13 protein-coding genes and 1 pseudogene are annotated in these 21066 nt (G+C 71.5%); 11 read left to right on the plus strand and 3 right to left on the minus strand.

Annotated features, from left to right (window positions below; all coding sequences use genetic code 11):
* Positions 1–88: 88 nt before the first annotated feature.
* Positions 89–3181 (minus strand): glycosyl hydrolase, encoded by a 3093-nt coding sequence (locus GQS52_RS24070; protein ID WP_182315479.1) that lies wholly within the window; start codon positions 3179–3181, stop codon positions 89–91.
* Positions 3182–3944: 763 nt separating this feature from the next.
* Positions 3945–4253 (minus strand): hypothetical protein, encoded by a 309-nt coding sequence (locus tag GQS52_RS24075; protein ID WP_182315481.1) that lies wholly within the window; start codon positions 4251–4253, stop codon positions 3945–3947.
* A gap of 872 nt (positions 4254–5125) precedes the next feature.
* Between GQS52_RS24075 and GQS52_RS24080 the strand changes: the two genes are divergently transcribed.
* The gene (locus tag GQS52_RS24080) at positions 5126–6028 is read left to right on the plus strand and encodes a CAP domain-containing protein (protein ID WP_182315483.1); all 903 of its coding nucleotides are present in this window, start codon (positions 5126–5128) and stop codon (positions 6026–6028) included.
* Positions 6029–6178: 150 nt separating this feature from the next.
* Here the strand turns inward: GQS52_RS24080 and GQS52_RS24085 are convergent, their stop codons facing one another.
* Positions 6179–6991 carry an SAM-dependent methyltransferase gene (locus GQS52_RS24085; RefSeq protein ID WP_182315485.1) on the minus strand — a complete coding sequence of 271 codons (813 nt, stop codon included), beginning with the start codon at positions 6989–6991 and terminating at the stop codon, positions 6179–6181.
* Positions 6992–7296: 305 nt separating this feature from the next.
* On the opposite strand from GQS52_RS24085, the gene GQS52_RS24090 reads away from it, so the two are divergent.
* From GQS52_RS24090 to GQS52_RS24130, 10 genes and pseudogenes are all read left to right on the plus strand, one after another.
* The gene (locus GQS52_RS24090) at positions 7297–8679 is read left to right on the plus strand and encodes a cytochrome P450 (RefSeq protein WP_182315487.1); all 1383 of its coding nucleotides are present in this window, start codon (positions 7297–7299) and stop codon (positions 8677–8679) included.
* Between the two features lie 2098 nt (positions 8680–10777).
* A pseudogene (locus GQS52_RS27995) lies at positions 10778–12207 on the plus strand (amino acid adenylation domain-containing protein); the annotation flags it as partial.
* Between the two features lie 36 nt (positions 12208–12243).
* Complete coding sequence (locus GQS52_RS24095) at positions 12244–13821, plus strand: thioester reductase domain-containing protein (protein ID WP_259371186.1); 1578 nt, start codon at positions 12244–12246, stop codon at positions 13819–13821.
* Positions 13822–13828: 7 nt separating this feature from the next.
* The gene (locus GQS52_RS24100; RefSeq protein ID WP_182315489.1) at positions 13829–14575 is read left to right on the plus strand and encodes a leucyl/phenylalanyl-tRNA--protein transferase; all 747 of its coding nucleotides are present in this window, start codon (positions 13829–13831) and stop codon (positions 14573–14575) included.
* 75 nt (positions 14576–14650) lie between these two features.
* On the plus strand, positions 14651–15424 hold the full coding sequence (locus GQS52_RS24105; RefSeq protein ID WP_182315491.1) for an N-acetyltransferase: 774 nt from the start codon (positions 14651–14653) through the stop codon (positions 15422–15424).
* Between the two features lie 78 nt (positions 15425–15502).
* Complete coding sequence (locus tag GQS52_RS24110) at positions 15503–16555, plus strand: methyltransferase (protein WP_182315493.1); 1053 nt, start codon at positions 15503–15505, stop codon at positions 16553–16555.
* Positions 16552–18354, plus strand: coding sequence for an acyl-CoA dehydrogenase family protein (locus GQS52_RS24115; protein ID WP_182315495.1), 1803 nt, complete (start codon positions 16552–16554; stop codon positions 18352–18354). Before GQS52_RS24110 ends, GQS52_RS24115 begins: the two co-directional genes overlap by 4 nt.
* Entirely contained in the window at positions 18351–19019 is a 669-nt protein-coding gene (locus GQS52_RS24120; RefSeq protein WP_182315497.1) for a transcriptional regulator, read from the plus strand. Before GQS52_RS24115 ends, GQS52_RS24120 begins: the two co-directional genes overlap by 4 nt.
* A 66-nt stretch (positions 19020–19085) precedes the next feature.
* Positions 19086–20318: a cytochrome P450 gene (locus tag GQS52_RS24125; protein WP_182315499.1), complete on the plus strand. Its 1233-nt coding sequence runs from the start codon at positions 19086–19088 to the stop codon at positions 20316–20318.
* A 78-nt stretch (positions 20319–20396) separates the two neighbouring features.
* Positions 20397–21020 carry a pyridoxamine 5'-phosphate oxidase family protein gene (locus GQS52_RS24130; RefSeq protein ID WP_259370943.1) on the plus strand — a complete coding sequence of 208 codons (624 nt, stop codon included), beginning with the start codon at positions 20397–20399 and terminating at the stop codon, positions 21018–21020.
* The last annotated feature ends 46 nt before the right edge of the window (positions 21021–21066 follow it).

Below are 21066 nucleotides of genomic sequence, written 5' to 3' on the forward strand. Positions count from 1 at the left end.
GCCTGTGCGTTGTCCGTCGCGGTTCCCGCGGTTCCCGGTGTCCGTGTCGCCCGGTGGCGTGTCCGCCGGCACGGCACCGGGCCGCCGGTCAGGCGAACGGGATGGTGAGCACGGATCCCGAGCCCACCTGGATGGTGGACGCGGTGTTGCCCAGGGCGCTCCAGACCTCGACGCGGACGGTCCCGCCGTTCAGGTCGCCCAGGGTGCCCGAGGCGGAGTGCAGCCCCTGCCGGGCCGAGGAGTACTCCTCCCAGCCGGTGACCGGGTCGGTGGCGAAGTAGCGGAACGTCTCGACGCGGTCGAACGTGCCGTCGCCGGTCAGGTCGTACGACACCCGGGCCTGCTGGGCGTTGCCGACGGAGGTTCCGGCGTCGACCTTGAAGGTGAAGGACGTGGCGGCCCCCGACTTCAGGGAGCCCTTCACGTTCTTCACCTCGTAGACGACCGGGTTCTTCGGCGTGCCGTCGTTGTTCGTGCCGCCCGCCGACTGGATGGTGTCGGAGGAGGACGTCGCGCCCGCCTCGGTGGCGAGCGTGCCGCCCGACTGCGGGTAGAAGGTGTCGCCCGTGACGTACGGCGGGGGAGCGTCGCCGGTGGTGGTGACGGTCACGGTGCCGCTGGCCGGACCGACCTGGTTGGCGGTGTCGCGGGCCTTCACGCTGTACGTGTACTCGGTGCCGGAGGTCAGCCCGGTGTCGGTGTACGAGGTCCCGGTGACTGTGGCGACCTTCGTGGTGCCGCGGAGGACGTCGTAGTTCTTGACGCCCTTGTCGTCCTCGGCGGCGGCCCACTTCAGGGTGACCGAGCTGTCGGTGACGTCGCTCGCGACCGGGGTGCCGGGCGCGGTGGGCTTCGTGTCGTCGTCCGGCGGGACGGTGCCGCCGCCGGAGCCGCAGAGCGTGCCGAGGAGGGCGTCGTCACCGGCTCCGGACGCGGTGGACCTCGCCGGGACGTTCAGGACGCCGCCGTCGGAGAACTTCACCGAGCACTCCTCGCCGCCGTAGTTGTGCGCGGCGTACGTCCTGGTGCCGTTCTTCTCGAAGACCACGGCCGACGGCGTGTTGGCGGTGACGGTCGTCTCCGGCGCACCGATGGAGTTCATCGTGGACACCCAGTGGTAGGTGTGGGCCTTGGTCTCGCCGGCCTCGGGGACGTAGCCGCCGTTCCACTGGTCCCAGAACGCCATGGCCTTGGCCGGGTCGGCCATCGCCTGGACCTCCCAGAAGACGTCCCGCCACTCGACGGCCGGGCCGCCGTTCTCCTTCTCCATCTCGGTGATGCTGCGGCGGAGCATGTCCTTCTCGCGGGCCAGGTGCAGCGAACCACCGGTCACCGGGAGGAAGTTGATGCCGTGGATCTCCTCGGGGTTGGCGGTCCACCAGGTGGAGTAGGCGCCGCCGCTGCTCCAGACCATGCCCACGACGTCGTGGGTGAAGTCCTCGGGGTAGACCTGCTGGTCGGCGTCGAACCAGTACTGCGCGATCGACTCCGACTCGGTCGTCATCATGTAGACGCCCTGGTCGCGCAGCGCCTTGTCGCCCGTGGCCGAGCCCCACATGATCAGGCCGGCGCTGAGGTTGATCGACTCCGAGGACGACTCCTGGTTGTTGCCGGCGGCGAACGCCTCGTGGCCGGCGGCCCAACTGTGGCCGGCGTAGGCGTCGAAGCCGCGCAGGAACGGGTACTCGGTGTCGTCCCGGGCCGGGTTGGCGGCGTCCTTGATCAGCTCCTTCACCATGCCGCCCCACTCGGAGTCGGCGGCCCACTGCGGGTCGTACTGCGCCACAATGGCCGCGGCCATCACGTAGTACGAGTAGTGGAAGTGGTGGTCGTTGAGCTCCTGGTCGCTGCCGTACGACGCCGGGTACCCGATGAGGGTGCGCCAGTCCTTGTCGTAGGAGAACTCGGACGGGCCGCCGACGGTGAACCACTCCTCCATGCGTCCCTTGATCAGGGCGAGGAGCTTGTCGCGGTTGGCGGTCTCGCCGATCTGGTCGGCGATCGGCACGAGCTGGGCCAGCTTGCCCAGGGCCTTGCCGGTCCAGTAGGTGTCGACGGCGCCGCTCAGGGGGTCGCCCTGCGTCAGCACGTCGTTGATGTACGCCTTGAGCTTGGCCTTGTCGACGCCCGGGGCGGCGGGCAGCCCCGGCAGGACGCCGTTGACGTCCTGGACGGTCGTGAAGGACTTGCCCTCGCGGACCTTCATCTCACCGCGCGGCGAGACGTAGCCGTAGTCGGTGAGTTCGCTGGTGGTGTTCAGCCACTGGTGGCGGTAGAGCGCCTGCAGGGTGCCGGTCTCGTCGCCCTCCTTCGCCTCGGTGGTCAGCGAGTAGGTCGCCTTGACCTTGCCGTCGCCCTCCAGGTACTCCCAGTCGACCTTCGACCCGGTGACGAAGCTGAAGGCGTACTTCTCGTAGTCGGCGAGCGCGTCCTTGGAGGGCAGGACCGCCAGGGAGAAGTAGTCCTTGGAGCCCAGGTCGGCCCGGATGTCGTTGCCCGAGACGGTCCAGTCGCTGCTGCTCGGGGCGAACAGCGCGTAGTGGTGGCCGGAGATGGTGACGCCGAGGACGTTGCCCCGGTCGGCGAAGACGGTCGGCGGGGCCTCCGCGGTGATCTCCGCCGCGCCGCCGGTGCCCTCGGCGTACACGTACGGCATGCCGTGGCCGACGGTCGCCCGCAGGGTGCGCGCGTCGTCCTTCCAGTAGGGGGTGACGGTCCAGTCGCTCCACCCGTCCGCCTTGGCGTCGGGGGAGTTGAGGCCCGCGAGGCCGAGGGTCAGGTCGGCCTTGTGCGGGAACTCGTACTGGCGGCCGCCGCCCACGATCTGGTGGGTGGTCGGGTAACCGACCTCCAGGCCGCCGGACACCGCCTTGTAGGTGAGGGGGTGCCCGTACATGTTCTCGGACCACGGGTTGCCGGCGAACCGCTGGAAGATCAGCGAGGACCACCAGTCGTTGGTCGGTACCGGCTTGTCCGCCATGGCGGGCGTGACCTTCGGTTTGACCGCCTGTCCGCCGTTGTTGGAGGGCCCCTGCCTCCCCGCCGGGCGGACGTCGCTGTAACTCCCCTTGCCCACGTCGACGGTGGCGGCGTGGGCGGCGCCGGCACCGGTGGTCGTCGCCAGGCCCGTGGCGGCCACGGCGGCCGCCGAGAGTAGGGCGAGACGTCTGCGTAGTCTCATCAACAGCCTCTCTGAGAGCGCTCTCAGGAACGGCGACAACGTAGGCTCGCGGCAGCGGGCGGTCAATACTTGCAACCAAAGAACTCCCCGAGGGGCAGGGGTGGTTCAAGTACCGACCGCTCAGTGGCGGCGCGGCCCGCGAACCCCCGCCCGGCGGGCCGCGCGCGTGCTGTTGGCGCAGGTTTGCGCCCCCGCGGTGACCGGAATGCGGCCCCTTCTGTACCGGACTGCCACGGTTGCGTCGATGCCGACGCCCGGTGTCTGCGCTACGGCGACAAGTTGTTCGGCCATCGGGAGGCGAACCCGGCGCGAGCAGCGGTGGTTGCGGCGGTGCCTTTGGTCGACCGCAGCGCGGACCGGCGCATGAGAGCGCTCTCATCGCGATGCGGTCGACCAAAGGCACCACCGTCCGGGCAGGGCGCCGGATCACCGCCGAACCGCTGCCTCTGCGGACCGCCCGCAGTAGCCGCCGGCCCTCGCCGTCGTCGATCTCCCGAACCCGAACGCTGTCAGGCGGTGGCGCCCGCCGAGCGGAGCGAGCGGCCGAGATCGCCGACGAGCCGGGCCCACGCGTCGAACATCTCCTGAAAGGTGAACGCCTTGCGCCAGCCGCGTTGATGCAGCACTTCGCCTGCTGTCTGCTCGTTGCGGGGCTCCGTGCGCCGGATCCTGGCATGCGCCCCGGTCCGGTGGCCACGGGTTTCTCCTGGCCACCGGACCGGAGCGGCGCTTCGGGGGCGTCGGCGGCCGGACCGCTCCGGGATCATTCCGCCGGGGGTTCTCGGTAGGCGACGAAGCGGTCGACTCCCGTTTCGGCGAGTGAGTCCAGTGCGTCGAGCCGCGTGGCCGCCGCGACGATCAGGTCGTACTCCGTCCGCAGGATGCGGATGCGGAAGTACTCGATCACTCGCGCGAGGTCGTCCACGGCCAGTTCGGCCTCGTCGTTGTCGACCATGCGGACGACCGAGCGCAGCGCGTCCGCAGGGCCCTTCTCCCCGGCCGACCGGACCGCGATGCTCTCGGCGGCCGAACGGACGAGCGCGGCGGGCGAGTCCGGTGCGTTCGTCTGCACGGGGCGTGCTCCTTCGTGAAGGCCGACCGGTCCGGTCGGTGCGGACGGCGGGAGGGCGGCGGCACGGCGAGGGGCCACGGTTTCCGCCCGCGGGGGCGAAGAAGGCCGTGAGGTCGGCCGTTGGGCCATGGGGGTGACCTGGCTGCGGTTTGCCGCCGTGCTTTTCGCAGGCACCCCTGGGTGGCGCAATGTCTTGCTCTGTGCGGGGGCGAAAATAGCCCGTGTGGGGTACGCCCGCGAAAGGCTGCGGTGGCAAACCGCAGAAACGGGCGGCAAGCGCGGTGGTAAACCGTCGACCGGGTCCTCGCCCCGCCCAGCCGGGGCGACCCGCCGCGGGAGCGAGGTGCCGGCCGAGCGGCGACGGAGCCACCGGGGGCGGCGGTTCGTGGCGGTCGGCTGCCCGCAGCGCGGGCAGGACGCGGGTCCGGGCGCACCGCGCGTCGGTCGATCGACCGCGAAACCGCAACAAGCGGAACAACTTCCGACCCGAAACGTGATGTCCGTCACAGGCGGGACTCCGTCCACGAAGCGGCTTAGTGGATGCCGTGCGGCGGCAAAAGGACCCAGGAGTACCAAAAGGGAAATTCCGCCCCGGGTCGCTCTTTGTTCCTCCGTGGGCGGACGGCCTCTCGTCCTCGTCGGGGAACCGGGCGGCGTTATGACGCGGCGACAGGCGCCCTCCGGGTCCGACGGGTGGCGGTCGCTGCATGTCCCGACGGGTCTGGCAAGGCCCCTGCCCGGTACGAAGACGCCTAGTAACTGCGCTCTTTGCCCGTTGTGCGCCGGCGTTCTCACAATGGCCGGGCTCGCAAGGCGCCCCCACGGCGGCACCCCCACTACCCGCCCGCCGGAAGCACGGAATGAGGTCATCCATGCCGAAGCACCGCAAGAGCCCCCGTCACCGGAAGATAGCCGTCACGGTCGCGGCCGCCATGGCCGTGGGAACGCCGTCGGTCGCCTTCGCGTCCGGGGCCTGGAACGACGACTGGAGCTGGCAGGAGAGCTGGAGCCGGCAGGGCGAGGAGAAGGACCGCTCGCACGGCGCGGACCGCGCCCACGACTGGCGGGACGGCAAGGGCGACGGCGGCTCGTACCGCGACGGCGGACGCGACGACTCCGCCGACGCCAAGGACGGCTACGGAGGGGCCTGGTCGAAGCCCGGTTCCGAGCCCGTCGCGAAGGAGTCGGCCAAGGCCGGCACGCCCGCCCCGAAGGCACCGTCCGACGCGTCCGCCCCCGGCGCCGCGTCCCCCGGCAAGGACGCGTCCGCTCCCGAGGCGCCCTCCTCCGGGAAGACCTGGACCAAGGACTCCTGGACCAAGGCGCCGTCGTCCCCGGGCACCTCGGCGCCGGCCCCCTCCGCCACGGGCGGGAGCACCTCCGCCGCGCCCGCCGCCTCCGACGCCGTCAAGCGGGTCCTGGAGCTGGTCAACGCCGAGCGGGGGAAGGTCGGCTGCGCACCGCTGTCGCTGAACGACAAGCTCATGGCCGCGGCCCAGGCCCACAGCGAGGACATGGCCGCGCACCGCAACATGTCCCACACCGGCTCCGACGGCTCCTCCCCGTCCGAGCGGATCAAGCGGGCCGGCTACACCGCGGGCGCCTCCGCGGAGAACGTCGCCTACGGCTACAGCACCCCCGAGAAGGTCATGGACGGCTGGATGACCAGCGACGGGCACCGGCGCAACATCCTCAACTGCTCCTACAAGGACATCGGCATCGGCCTGGCCCAGCCGGGCAACTACTGGACCCAGGACTTCGGCACCTCCCGGTGACCGACAGCCGGTTACCGGCAACCGGTCACCGGTCACCGCCGCCGGATCGGACCGGCCGCGCCCTGCCGGGCGCCGTCGCCCCCACGGCGCCCGGCAGGGCTGCCCGGCTTCCCGGCCGCCCGCCGGGCGGCCGGGGCCCGCGGCCGTTCGTCAGGGCTTGCGGCCGACTCCGGCGAAGCCGGTGAAGGCCACGGGGTCCTCCTGCTCGGGCGGGCTGTCGGGACGCCAGAGGGGCAGGGGAACCACCCCTGGTTCGATCGGCTCGAACCCGTCGAAGAACCGCTCCACCTGCTCCCGGGAGCGCATCACCAGCGGGGAGCTCGCCCCGCGGTAGACGCCTTCCACCCGGCTGCCCTGCTCGGACGAGAGCGGGCTGCCCTCGGTCGAGGCGTGGGTCATGATCAGCAGGCTGCCCGGGGCGAGGGCGTCGCGCAGTTCGGCCACCGCCCGGTGGGGGTCGTCCGCCTCGGTCAGGAAGTGCAGCACCGCGACCAGCAGGAGGGCGACGGGCCGCTCCAGGTCCAGCAGCCCGCGGACCTGCGGGCTGTCCAGGATCTGCCGCGGTTCGCGCAGGTCGGCCGCCGCCACCGCGGCGTACCCGCAGCCGTCCAGCACGGCGCGGCTGTGGGCCACGGCCACCGGGTCGTTGTCCACGTACACCACGCGGGCCTGTCCGGTCGCGGCCCGGGCGACCTCGTGGACGTTGCCGAAGTCGGGGATGCCGGAGCCGACGTCCAGGAACTGCGTGACGCCCTCGCCGGCGGCGAAGCGCACGGCGCGCCGCATGAAGGAGCGGTTCGCCTGCATGATCTTCGGCAGGCCCGGCACGGCCTCCAGGGCCCTGCGGGCGGCCTCCCGGTCCACCTCGAAGTTGTGCGAGCCGCCCAGGTAGTAGTTGTAGATCCGCGCCACGCTCGGCACGGAGAGGTCGATCCCCGCAGGGGCCCACGAGGGGCGCTCCATCACACGCTCTCCCGGTTCCGTCTGCCGCGCGGTCCCCTTCCGGGCCGCGCGGACGTGTCGGCCAGACGGTATCGGCTGATTGCGGGCCGGAGCCTGGCCCCTCTCAACTTCCTTGCGGGGAGACCCTCTTGGGAATCGGGGGAGGCGGCGCCCGGGAGCGGCGCCGGGCCGGGGCGTGGGCAGGCGTCCGGCCGCAGGCTACGATCCTGCCCGTCCGGTCGCCGGATGCCCGGTCAGCCCGGGGCCCCACCTGACGGCGTGCCTCGTCGCGGCGGTCCGCGCCGCCGCCCGCCGAAGGGAAGACCATGGCCACTTCGCCGATGCCCGACGACCTGGAGACGCTCGTCCCGGAACCCTGGACGGGCAGGGAGTTCGAGGCCGACCCCGCCCCCTTCCTGGAGCGCCTGCGCGCGGCCCACGGGCCGGTGGCCCCGGTCGAACTGATGGGGGTGCGGCTGTGGATGGTCCTGGACTACCGCGAGAGCCTGGAGGTCCTGCAGGACGAGACCGCCTGGCGCAAGGACATGTCCCACTGGCGCGCCATGACCCAGGGGCGGGTGCCACGGGACTGGTCGCTGCTGTCGACCGGGCTCACCCGGCGCAGCATGATGTCCTACGACGGCGAGGAGCACCGACGGGCGAGCATCGTGCTCGACCGGGCGATGCGGCCCTTCCAGCACCCGACGCACCCGCAGGCCCGGGCGCTGCGGGAGGCCGTCGCCCGGATCGCCGACGAACTGCTCGACCTGATGACCGAGGGCGGCGACGGCACCGGGACGGCGGACCTGTGCGCCCAGTACACCCGGCCGCTGCCGGTGATGGTGGTCGGCCGGCTGTTCGGCTTCCCGGCCGACCTGGACGACGAGCTCCTCATGGACGTGTGGCGCGCGCTCGACGGCAGTACCGACACGGTCGCCGCGGCCGAGCGGCTGATCGCCGCCATGGAGCGGCTGGCCGAGCGCAAGAAGGCCGAGCCGGGCGACGACCTGGTCTCCGGGCTCCTGGCGGCGAGCCCCGGGCTGCCCGCCGCGCAGCTGGCGGTGGAGCTGTACCAGGTGCTGTCCGTCGGCGCCGACTCCACCGGGAACCTGATCGCCAACACGGTCCTGGAGGTCCTGCGGGGCAACACCGGCGCGTGCGCCGCGCTGGCCTCCGGCCGGACCGGCGAGGCCGTCAACCACGCGGCCATCGCCTGCCCGCCGATCGGCGCGCTGCCGCTGCGCTTCGCCGCCTCGGACGTCCCCGTGGGCCGGTACGTGATCGCCGCGGGCGACCCGGTCGCGGTCAGCGTCGTCGCCGCGCACCGCGACCCGGCCTTCGCCGGCCGGCTGGCGGCCGACGCGCTCCACAGCACCCGCGCCCACCTGGCGTGGGGAGCGGGGCAGCACCAGTGCCCGGCCCGGGACCTGGCCGGCAGCATCGTCTCGATCGCGCTGGAGCGGCTCTTCGCCCGCTTCTCCCGGCTCGAGCCGGTCGAGCCCCTGGACGAGCTGCCGTGGCGCGCCACCCTCTCCGTCCGCAGCCTGCGCGCCCTGGTGGTCCGCTACGAACTCGCCCCGGCCCCGCACGGCGGGGAGGGCCGGGAGGTCACGCGGGAGGCGGACGCCGCGGCGCAGGTCCCGCGGACCGAGCAGCCCCGCACCGGCCTGCGGCGGCTCCTGGGCGCCCTGCGGCGCAGGGTCGGCTGACCGGTGGGCCCGGTGGGCCCGGTGGGCGACCGGAACGCGCCGGGCGCCCGCCGGGCCGCGTCGTCGTGCGTGTCGTCCTCCGCGGGGACATCGCGGTCCGGGACCTGAGCACCACGGTCGAGGCGGCGGCAGTCGGCTCCCGGACCTCCTCGCCGTGGCCGCCGTGGCCGCGGCGGCCGCCACGGCGAGGCTCGTGGGAATCTGCGACTGCTCGGCGGTCGTCGGCCGGGCACGGTGCACGTGCTCCACTCTTGCCGGGTGGGACGGCGCGGCGACGTCACCGGCGGCTGGACGCGGCTCGACGCGCCTTCCCGAAGTGCAGCCGCAGTTGCGAGTAATTTGCAGGAACGCCGGCGGCGTGACGAGGAGAGGTTATTCCATTTTCCGATGACGCGTTTGTTTTGAGTATTGGCCGTTCTGGATACTATGCCCGATTTGTAGTTCAGGGACTTCGTTCTGCAAGTCGTTTGCGGGGTGGCGGCCGCAAAGGCCCAGTGGTCGACCTCTTTACCTTCTCGTTACCAAGCAAAGCTTGATAGTTCTGATTCACAAGTGGCATGGTTGCTCGGGTTCGTGCCGAGGGTCGAGCGATGCCGCATGCTCGGATCCCTTGTGGGTGCGACCGTGGTTGCCCGTCGAGTGAGTGGGTGTTTCCCCGGGTCGGACGGGGTCCGGGAGGTGAGGGGTGAATTGGAGCGGTCGTGTGTTCGGGCCTCTGGGGGCGTTCCGCGGTGCCGGCGCTCCGAGGTGCCTGCCTGCTCGGGGCTCGATCGATTGTGGCGCACGGTTTCCTGACTGATTTCCGGACGGCCGTACAGGCGGGGGTTTCCGATGTCGGACTTGAAGTGTGACGAGGGCCGCCGCGACGCCTCGTCGGCGCACGGCGGGAACAAGGGACCGGCGCGGGAGGTTCTCCGGCGAAGACCCACGGGGGCGCCGTCTCCCGGGTCTCCTCTTTTTCGGCGCCGTTTGTCCGCGGTGCAAGTGTCGGGAATCTCTTGGCGCAGTAATCCGCCGACGGCTCCGGTCCCGCACTTTGAAGAACCGGGCGCTGAACCCGGCAATGCGCCGACGGTAATCCTCCTTTCGTTGTTCATTTCCCTTCTGTGCCCTCGTGCCGGCCGGGACGTCACCTGTCCGGCCACGCACGTGCACGCCGCACCGGAGCGCCCCGTGCCGGAGTCGGGCGCGGGCGGTCCTGCGGCCGGGCCGTGCGTCGCTCCTCCGCGGTGCCCGGCTCGCCGTCCTCCCCCGGGCCGCGGCCGCCGGCCGTGCGGCCGCACGAGGCCGGGCCGGGTTCGACGTGCGGATCAGGGCGTCCGCGTCGGTGAAGCACCCGACCGCCCCCGTTCCCGCCGCATTCCTCCGAAGGCGCGTCGGCCTCGACCGACCTGCCCGGAGGAACTCGGACACGAAAGGCCGCGGGCAGTGTTGCCCGATTCGGCGAAACTGATTCCGGAAAAGCGCGGACGTCCCTGCGCGTGCGTTCCGGGCGGGAACGGACCACCGTTCGGGCTTCCCTGAGAAGAGGCCTCGAAAATAATCCCCGGCAGGTCGCCGGGTGCATCTTTCCCATTCCCTGCGGGCTCTTCGGGAGTCGTCGCCCGGGATTGGCAAAATGGCCGGAGAGGTGCCCCTGCGCGTCCTTTTACCGGGCTGGGCGCAGACTCGCGCGGCGGTCGCCGCACGCCGGAGAAGAACACGAGGACCGGTTGACAAGACTCCTCGGACAGGGTTTTCTCTAGCGGACGGAGAGGCGCCGTGAAATCCCGTGGGGTGCCCGATCGGTGGACGAGATCGCCCCGGGGCGAATACCGTCCGGCTTTTGGGCGGCCGACGCGGACGGGGCCGGAATCCCGATCGTGCGAATTCGCCAATCGATATCGGTGGGCTCGGAGAGCCCCGGATGTCGACGATGTCGATCGTTTGAACCGACCGGCCGGCGGCGTGCCGGGCGCAGAAACGATTGTCGAACCGGTGCCGGTCCGTGTGACGGCCCGATCGTGCTCGTGCACCCGCAAGAACCGCGCAGCAGCCCCCACCCGCTCGGCTGCTGACGCCTGACCAGATGCCCGTGCCACCTGAACCGAGGGGACCAATGGGAATCGACGGCGAGACGTTAGTCCACGAGCGCTTCGCGCTCCGTGCTGCCGCACAGCCGAATGCGATCGCGGTGGAGCAGGGCGACGTGCGGATCACCTACGCAGAACTTGACGATCGTGCCGACCGGCTGGCCCACCGCCTGCGGGCGCACGACGTCGGCCGGGGCTCGGTGGTCATGGTCCACCTGGAGCGGTCCGTGGATCTGATCGTGTCCGTGCTCGCCGCGTTCAAGGCGGGTGCGGCGTACCTGCCGGTCGAGCCGACGGTGCCAGACCACCGTGTTGCGGCCTTCGTCGAGGAGACGGACTGCGCGGCCGTTCTCACCCGCTCCGGCGGCCCGGAGCGCTTCGGGGGACGCGGCCTGCCGGTCCTGGACCCCGGCGCGGACACGGCATCGTCCCCGACGGGTCCGGCCGGCCCCCCGGACGTGGCGGTCGACGGGTCGGACTGCGCGTACATCGTCTACACCTCCGGATCCACCGGAACCCCCAAGGGAGTGCGCGTCGAGCACGCTTCGCTCGCCTACCTCCTCGGCGAGATCAACGAGCGCTACGGAATCGGCCCGACGGACCGGGTGCTGCAGTTCGCCGCCGTTGCCTTCGACACCTCCGTCGAGCAGATCCTCGTCGCGCTGCTCAACGGCGCCACGCTGGTGCTTCCCGATCGCTTGTGGGCCCCGGCGAACTGTCCGGCGAGCTGGTCGGGCGCCGTGTCACCGTCATGGACCTCACCCCCTCGTACTGGCGTGCCTTCCTGGCCGAACTCGCCGACGCGCCGAGGGAGCTGCCCGTCCGGCTGACGATCGTGGGCGGCAGCGCCGTGCACGCGGACGACTGCAGGACCGCGCTGCGCCTGATGCCGGACTCACGGCTTGTGAACGCGTACGGACTGAGCGAGACGACGATCACCTCCTGCACGATGGAGATCACGCCGCAGGTGCTGCCCGAGGGCGGCACCGCTCCGGTCGGCCGGCCGCTGCCGCACACGGTCGTCCATGTCCTGGACGACGACATGCGTCCCGTTCCGCCGGGACTGCACGGTGAGATATACATCTCCGGGCGCGGTGTCGCACGAGGTTACCTGTCGGACAGCGAGACCCGTGCACGGTTCCTGCCGGATCCTCACGCGGAGCGGCCCGGCACGAGGATGTACCGCACCGGAGACCTCGGGGGCTGGACACGCGACGGAAACCTCGAGGTCGTGGGACGCGTCGACCGGCAGATCAAGGTGCGCGGCTTCCGCGTCGAGCCGGACGAGATCGAGGCGGCCCTCATCTCCCACGGGGCGGTCGCGGACGCGGCGGTGAAGGCCTACAGCCGCCGTGGCGAGATCGAGATCGCCGCGTACTACGTCACGACTCCGGCCGGCGCGGGCTCGCCCGGCCCGCGGGAACTGCGAGCCCATCTCGCCGGCCGCCTGCCCGGTTACATGCTCCCGTCGGCATTCGTCCGACTCGCCGAGATGCCGCTGAAGACCAACGGCAAGGTCGATCTGGACGTCCTGCCCGAACCGGGGTCCGGGGCGGCACCGGCGTCCCCGGCCCCGCCGGACGGCGCGGACCGGACCGCCGGCCTCGTGGAACGGGCCGTGGCCGGTATCTGGCGCCAGGTGCTCGGCCTGGACCACGTGGAGCCGGACGACAACTTCTTCGAGCTCGGCGGGAACTCGATCCTGGCGGCTCAGCTCCTCGCGAAGGTCAGGGCCTCTCTCGGCATCCTGATCACCCAGGTCCGCCCGTTGATCCGCCTGCTGCTCGACGAGGCGACGCTCCGCAGCTTCGCGGCCGCGGTCGAGTCGGCCAGGGCGGGGACCCTCTCCGGCGACGACACGAAGGCGGTGGACTTCGCCGCCGAGACCGTGCTGGACGTCCCCGTCCGGCGCACGGTCGACAACCCCGCCTCCTGGCAGGAGCCGGCCCACGTCTTCCTCACCGGTGCCACCGGTTTCCTCGGGATCTACCTGCTGCGCGAACTGCTGGAGACCACCGACGCGACGGTCCACTGTCTCGTCCGGGCAGACAGCCGGAGCCACGCGCTGGAGCGCGTCCGGGCGAACGCGCGGCACTACTTCAAGGACGATCTGGCCGACCACTGCGCATCCGGGCGGATCGCGGCCGTCCCGGGCGACCTTGCCGAGCCGCGACTCGGCCTGTCCGAAGAGGAGTTCGACCGGCTCGCCGGCCTGGTCGACGTCATCCACCACCCCGGCGGCCTCGTCAACTTCATCTACCCCTACACGCACATGCGCGCGGCCAACGTCGAGGGCACGCGTGAGATCATCCGCATGGCCGCCAGGTACCGCAACGCCCCTGTGCACTACACGTCCACGATGGCGGTGATCTCCGGTTTCGGGACCGCGGGCGTGCGGCACGTCACCGAGCGCACGCCCGCCGCCCACGCCGACCACCTGTCCGTCGGCTACGTCGAGAGCAAGTGGGTCGCGGAGGCACTGCTGCAGAACGCCGCGGAGAAGGGGCTTCCCGTAGCCGTGTACCGGGCCGCCGACATCTCGGGCGACCAGGAGACCGGGGCCTGGAACACGGCGACGGAGATGTGCGCGATGAAGAAGTTCATCGTGGACACGGGCACCTCGCCGATCGCGGAACTGCCCCTCGACTACACGCCGGTGGACTGTTTCGCAGCGGCGGTCGCGCACATCGCCAAACGGCGGCTGCCGGCGGGCGAGGTCTACCACCTCACCAACCCGGGCAAGGCCAACGTCGCGGTTCTCGCCGAGCGCCTGCGGGCGCACGGTCACACCGTCCGCGACGTGCCCTGGAGCGAATGGCTCGACCAGGTGGTCAGGATCGCCGTGGAGCAACCGGACCACCACATGACCCCGTTCGCGCCACTGTTCATCGACCGGTGCTCCACGGGTGCGATGAGCGTCGCGGAGATGTACCTGGAGACGACCTTCCCGGTCTTCACCCGGGACAACGTCGATGCGGCCCTGCGCGACAGCGGCATCGAGATCCCCCCCGTGGACGGCGCGATGCTGGACCGCTACATCCGGTACCTGACCGACATCGACTTCCTGTGAGCCGGACATGCTGATCGCAAGCCTGCCCCGGCCCAAGTCGGCCTGGGAGTCCCTGGACCTGACAACCGCACCCGCCGAGGGGCCTGTGGCCTTCGGCGACGACCTCCGCCCGCAGAGCCTGCTCAGTGCCTATCGGCAGGGGCTGTACCCCTTCCCCGCCGACACCGTCGAGCAGCGGTTCCTCAACGAGATCGGCCACGAGCCGGACGTGGCGGCCGGACGGGTGAAACTGCTCGCCGGATCCAAGGATCCCTACTCGGTCGCCTGGTGCTCCCCCGACCCGCGGCCGCTCATCCTCGTGGACCGGGCCCGCGTCCAGCGCAGCCTGCGCCGCCTGCTGCGCAGCCGGACCGGCTGGACGACCACCGTCGACGTCTGCTTCGAGCGGGTCGTCTCCCTCTGCCGGGAAGGCCGTTCCGAGAGATGGCTGACCGACGAGCTGATCGCCGGCCTGTGCAGCCTCCACACCTGCGGATTCGCCCACAGTGTGGAGGTGTGGGACGACGGCCGGCTCGTCGGAGGCACCTTCGGGGTGCGGGTCGGAGCGGTCTTCAGCGCCGACTCGCAGTTCACCCTGAGCAGCGGAGCGGGGAAGGTCGCCGTCGCCGAGCTGACACGGCGCTTCGCCGAGGCCGGCGGTGTGGCCGTCGACGTGCAGCACGACGGCGACCACGCCCGGTTGCTCGGGGCGCGCCCGTCCCCCGGGCGGAGTACCTCGAACTGCTCCGGTCCCCGCGCGGGTCGTCACCTCTGAGCACCGGCCCCCGGCCCGCCCGCCGGCTTGCCGACCGACAGTGACGCGGAACGACAACACGTCAGGAGACCCGCCATGCCCACCCGTACCGTCGGCACCGAACTGCACGTCGCGAGCCTCGCCGAACGGCCCGATCTCACGTCGGCGATGCTGACGATGGAATCGTCCTGGCCGGCCTACATCCGCCCCGATCCGGTCCTGGTCCACTGGGTCTTCGAGCGGCACGCACACCACCAGCTCGTGGTGTTCGACGACGGGGGCACGGTCGTCGCCCGCGCGGCCAGTGTGCCGCTCACCTGGGACGGCACCCCGGGCGGCCTGCCCGACACGGGCTGGGACGAGGCACTTCGCCGGTGCATGGACGACACCTACTCCGGCCGCGAACCCAACACCCTGTGCGCCATGGAGATCGCGGTGGTCCCCGGCCGCAAGGCGCAGAACCTGTCCCGCCGCGCCCTGGACGCCCTCAAGGACCACGGCCGGCGCATGGGCTACGGGGACATGGTGGCGCCGGTGCGCCCCAGCCTCAAGCACAGCCAACCGCAGCTCTCGATGGACGAGTACGCCCAATGCGTTCGCCCCGACGGGCTGCCCCAGGACCCCTGGCTGCGCGTGCACGTACGCGCGGGCGGTCAGGTGCTGAAGGTCTGTCCCGTGTCCATGACCATCTCCGGCAGCCTCGACCAGTGGCGCGGATGGACCGGGCTGCCGTTCGACACCAGCGGCCCCGTCGAGGTGGCCGGGGCCCTGAACCCGGTCGTGGCGGACGTCGAGCACGACCACGCCGTCTACATCGAGCCCAACGTCTGGGTCCGGCACCCGCTCACTGGCCGGCCCCAGGACTCCTGAACCACCCGGCACTGCGCACACCCCCGACCCGGACCGGACCCGGTCCCTTCGACGACCGACCACGGAGGACGAACCCCGATGACTGCAGTTGCGAAGAACCCGGCCGAGAAGATGCGCCTGCGAGCCGCGCTGATCGAGCGCATCGGCGGCTACATGACCGCTCACTCCATCGGTGTGGCGGCGGAACTGGGCATAGCCGACCTGATGAAGGACGAGGTGCGCGGCAGCGACGAGCTGGCGGCGGAGAGCGGGACGCACGAGCCGTCGCTGCGGCGCCTGCTGCGTACGCTGGCGGCGGTCGGGCTCACCACCGAGCCCGAGCCGGGCCGCTTCGCGTTGACCGACGTCGGAGCCCAGCTGCGCTCCGACTCGCCCGACTCCCTGCGCGCCTTCTCCCGCATGTTCTGCCACCCCATCCTGTTCCGTGCGTGGCAGGGCCTCGGCCACGCGGTCACCACCGGCGAACGCGCGTTCGACCACGTGTACGGCAAGGACTTCTACAGCTACGTCGCCGACCAGGGCGACGCCAACAGGCTGTTCAACGAGGCGATGAGCGAGGAGTCGCGGATCGCGGCCGCACAGCTCGCCGCCGGGTACGACTTCTCCGGCGCCAAGAAGGTGGTGGACCTCGGAGGGGGCGACGGCACCCTCCTGGCGGCGATCCTGCCGACCCAGCCCCACCTGCAGGGCATCGTGTTCGACAGTCCCAGCGGCGTGGCGGAGGCCCCCGACGTCCTCGCGAAGGCGGGCGTCGCGGACCGCTGCGAGGCGCGGTCGGGCGACTTCTTCCGGGACATCCCCTCGGACGGCGACCTCTACATCATCAAGAGCGTCTTCCAGGACTGGGGGGACGAGGACTCCCTGGCGCTGCTGCGCTCCTGCCGCGCGCAGATGCCGGAATCCGCAACCCTCCTGATCGTGGGTTCCGTTCTCCCCGAGACGGCTTCCACGGACCAGCCGATCATGTTCTTCACGGACCTGAACATGCTCGTCAACACGGGCGGCCGGGAGCGGACCGAGAGCGAGTTCCGGGCCATGCTCGACGGGACGGGCTTCACCGTGCGGTCCGTACGGCTCGGCGCCGCCGGCCCGCTGTCCATCATCGAGGCCGTCCCCGCGGTGGCCCGGTGACGACGCCGGGCTTCGGTGCGGAGCTGTTCCTCGGACGGCTCCGCACCGACCTTCTCGACCGGCTCGCCGGCGTTCCGAGGCACCTCGACGACGAGGAGGAGCGGTTCCTCGGCCGCCTGAGGGAGTTCTGCGAGAAGAGGGTCGACGGCGACCTCGTCGAGCGGGAGGACCGCATTCCGGACGACGTCGTCGAAGGGCTGAAGGACATCGGCGCCTTCTGCATCAAGATCCCCCGGGAGTACGGCGGGCTGGGCCTGTCCGGTCTCTGCTACCTCCGGGCGCTGATGATCGTCACCACCGTCCACTCGGCCCTGGGGGAACTGCTCGCGGCCCACCAGGCCATCGGGCTGCCCCAACCGGTCGCGCTGTTCGGCACCGAGGAGCAGAAGCGCGCCTTCCTTCCGCGGTGCGTGCGCGAGATCTCGGCCTTCGCGCTCACCGAGCCGGACGTCGGGAACGACCCCTACCGGATGCGCACCACGGCCGTGCCCGACCCGGAGACCGGCACCTACACGCTCAACGGCGTGAAGCTGTGGGTGACCAACGGCGTCATCGCGGACCTGCTCATGGTGATGGCCGTGGTGCCGGCGTCGAACGCGGGACCCGGCGGGACGACAGTGTTCGTGGTGGAGGCCGACTCCCCGGGCGTGACGGTGGAACACCGCAGCTCCTTCCTCGGACTGCGCGGCCTGGAGAACGGCGTCGTCCGCCTCCACGACGTCGTCGTCCCCGGGGCGAACCGGATCGGCGACGAGGGAGCGGGGCTGGACATCGCCCTCGCGGCGCAGGACACCGGGCGGCTCTCGCTGCCGGCCGTCTGCGCCGCGGCGGCGAAGTGGAGCCTGAGGGTCGCCCGCCAGTGGGCCGGTGCCCGCGTCCAGTGGGGGCGGCCCATCGGCGAGCAGGAAGCGGTCGCGGGAAAGCTGGCGTTCATCGCCGCGACGGCGTTCGCGCTGGAAGCGATGGTCGAGACCTCAGGGCGCCTCGCGGACCTGGGCACCGACGACACCCGCATGGACGCCGAGCTGGCGAAACTGTTCGCGTCGGAACGGGCATGGCTCGTGGCGGACGAACTCGTGCAGATTCGCGGCGGGCGCGGATACGAGACGGCGCGGTCGGCGGCGGCCCGGGGAGAGCGCGGCGTTCCGGCGGAACAGCTCCTCCGCGACCTGAGGGTCGGGCGGATCTTCGACGGCTCCACCGAGGCGCTGAGGACGTTCATCGCCTCGGCCGTGGTGGAGAGCCACCGCGCAGGCGGCGGGGCGTTGGCAGCGGGCGACGGCCCCGGTGCGGAAGCAGCCCGCGGCGACGAGGCGGGCCCGCTGGCCGGACACCGGCGGTTCGCCTCCCGGGCGGCGCGCAGACTGGGCCGGCTGGCCGGTGGGTTCGCGGACCGGCCGGACACCGAGCTCGGCGACTGCCAGCGCCGTCTGGGCCGGATCGTCGACATCGGGGCCGAGCTGTACGCGATGAGCGTCACGTGTGCCCACGCCGAGGCCCTGAGGGACCACGGCGACGCACCGGTCCGGCTTGCCGACGCCTTCTGCTCCCAGGCACGGATTCGGGTCGAGGAGATGTTCGAACGACTCACGGCCAACACGGACGCGGGTGATCGAGCCCTCGCCCGCCAGGTGCTCGACGACCGCTTCACGTGGTTGGAGGAGGGCATCGTCGACGCTTGCGCCGAGGGCCCCTGGGTCGCCGAACCGAAGCCGGGGCCGGCGACCGGCCCGAATCTGCGCCGCCGTGTTCCGGCAGGCAAAGCCCCGAACCCGGCCGAGACCAGGAGGGTCCTGTGAAGGACGACGACATCGCGGACCTGATCAGGTCGGCGCAGCAGGAGCTGGCCGAGCTGCCGGCAGGCAATCGGTTCGTCGATCTGCTGGAGGCGGGAGAACTTTCCCGGGAGACGCTCGGCGTGCTGGCCAGGGAGCTCTACCGTCTCGTGCGCAGTGATCTGAGCAGCTTCGCCCTGCTCGCCTCCCGATTCCCGTCCCCGCCGGCCGGTGACCTCTTCCTCACCATGGCGCAGGGGGAGGCGCAGGCGCTTCGGCTGCTCCTCGGTTTCGCGGCGGCACTCGGCATGGACGAGCAGCAGTTGGCGTCCCACGAGCCGAGGCCGTTCGCGCAGGCCTACCCGGCGTACCTGGCGCAGACCGCGCTCCGCGGCACGCGCAGCGACACGGCCCTCGCGCTGCTGGCCAACGCCGAGGGATCGGGGCGTCAGTACGCCCGCGTGGCCGGTGCGCTGAGATCCCGGTACGGGTTCGGCGAGGAGTCGGTCGAGCACTTCCTCTTCTTCGCCGACACACCGCAGGAGCTCCTGGACCTGGCGGTGGAGACGCTGAAGGAGGGGCTCTCCGGGGGCGACGACCCGGCGGACGCCCTGCGGACCGCCCGCACGGCCCATGCGTACGAGGCCGCGTTCTGGGCCGCTCTCACCGAGGACGCCGATGCCGGCTGATCCTCCCCGGGATCCCGCACGGCATCGCACCGGATTTCTGGAACCAGCCAGCTGCAAGGGGTACACATGATTGCCTTCAGCACGTCTCCCACCACGGCCCTCGACAGTTCGGGCGGCCGGTGCATGTACGAGCAGGTGGACCGCCTGCGTGAGATGGGGCCCGCCGTCCCCGTCCGGCTGCCCGAAGGAGTCGGGGCCTGGTCGGTGACGCGAGGGGACGTGGTCAGGCGCCTGCTGACGCACCCGGGCGTCTCCCGGAACCTGAAGAAGAACGTGCCGAGCTACGAGCCGGGCTCCGTTCCCTGGCTGTCCCCGTGGGTGGACGTGGATTCCATGGCCACCGCCGAGGGCAAGGACCATGCGCGGCTCCGCAAGCTGATCACACCGGCGTTCACCCCCCGGCGCGTCGAGGCGATGCGGTCGCAGGTCGAGGACATCGTGACCCGGCTCCTCGACGAGCTGGAGTCACGCTCGGAGAGCGACGGGGCGGTGGACCTGCACGCGGCGTTCTCCTACCGCGTGCCGACCGAGATGATCTGCGACCTGTTCGGCGTGCCGGCGGACCAGCGGGCACGGGTGCTGCGCCTGTTCGTCGCCGTCGGGGAGACCGGCGTCAGCGAGGAGGAGTCGCTCGCCATCAACAACGACCTGGTCGAGACGATGCGCACGCTCATCGCCACCAAGCGCCAGGATCCGGGCGAGGACCTGACCAGCTTCCTCATCGCCGCCCGCGAGGAGGGCAACGACCCGCTCACCGAGCACGAGCTGATATCGACGCTGCTCCTGATGCTCGGGGGCGGGAGTACGACGACCATCAACCTCATCGATCACACGGTGCGCGAACTCCTCGCCCACCCGGAGCAGCTGGAGGCGCTGCGAGCGGCACCGGAACGGTGGGACGAGGCGATCGAGGAGTCCCTGCGGGTCCACTGCCCGGTCATGCACCTGCCGATGCGGTGGGCCACCGAGGACATCGACCTCGGCGAAGGGGTCGTCATCCGGGCGGGTGATGCGATTCTGATCTGCTACGGGGCCCACGGCCGCGACCCCGGCGTCCACGACGACCCGGGCACCTTCGACATCGACCGGGAGGACAAGGACCACATCGCCTTCGGGCTCGGTGCGCACTTCTGCCCCGGCTCCCATCTCGCACGGCTGGAGGCCCGGGTGGCCCTGCCGGCGCTGTTCGACCGCTTCCCGGAGCTCGAACTCGCCATCGAGCCCGACGAGACCGAGCACGAGCACACCTTCATCGGCAACGGCCTCACCGCGCTGCCCGTCCTCCTTCGCCGCCCGTAGCCCTGCGGGTGGACGGGGCCGCCCCCCGCCGCGGCGGGGGGCGGCCCCGTCCACCCGCCCGCGAACCCGGAGATCCAGATGCATGACGGTGCCCAGCAACCGCCGCCGCAGGTGACCGCGGCGGAGTTGACCAGCATGGCCGACCGGACCGGGCGGCTCCTCGACGGGGCTCGGTACCTGAACCTGGCGACGGTGTCGCCGGGAGGCCGCCCGTGGGTGGCGACGCTGGAGTACGCCTGGCTCGGTGACCCGCTGCGCTTCCTGTTCGGCTCGGCGGTCGGTTCCCGGCACAGCCGCGACATCGCGTCCTCGCCCCTGGTCGGCGGATCGCTCTTCCTGGCCGGCAACGGCACCGGCCTGGACGTCGCGGCGGTCGACGGTGCCCAGTTCACCGGGACGTGCTCCGAGGTGGGGGCCCATGACCTGGACCGGTACCGCCCCGTCTTCTACGAGGCGGTGTTCCCGGACGAGAGGGAGCGCGCGCGGTGGATGCTGCCGAAGTCGTCGCTGCGGGAGCCGGCCGAGCACCGGCTCTACCTGGTCGAGGTGGAGCGGTGGTGGCTGATCGACACCCGCACCTGGGAACAGGACAGGGTCGACCGGCGCATGGAGCTGCCGCTCGCGGAACTCGACGCCCGGGTGGTGTCCACGAAGTCGACCGGCCGCTGTTCCGGCCGCGGTACGCCGTCACGGGGCGACTGACCGGCCGCGCGGCCGGTGGCCGGGCCCCGCCGGCCCGGTCCCGGCC

Source organism: Streptomyces sp. SCUT-3, assembly GCF_014083985.1.
In the GTDB taxonomy this organism is placed as follows: domain Bacteria; phylum Actinomycetota; class Actinomycetes; order Streptomycetales; family Streptomycetaceae; genus Streptomyces_H; species Streptomyces_H thermolineatus.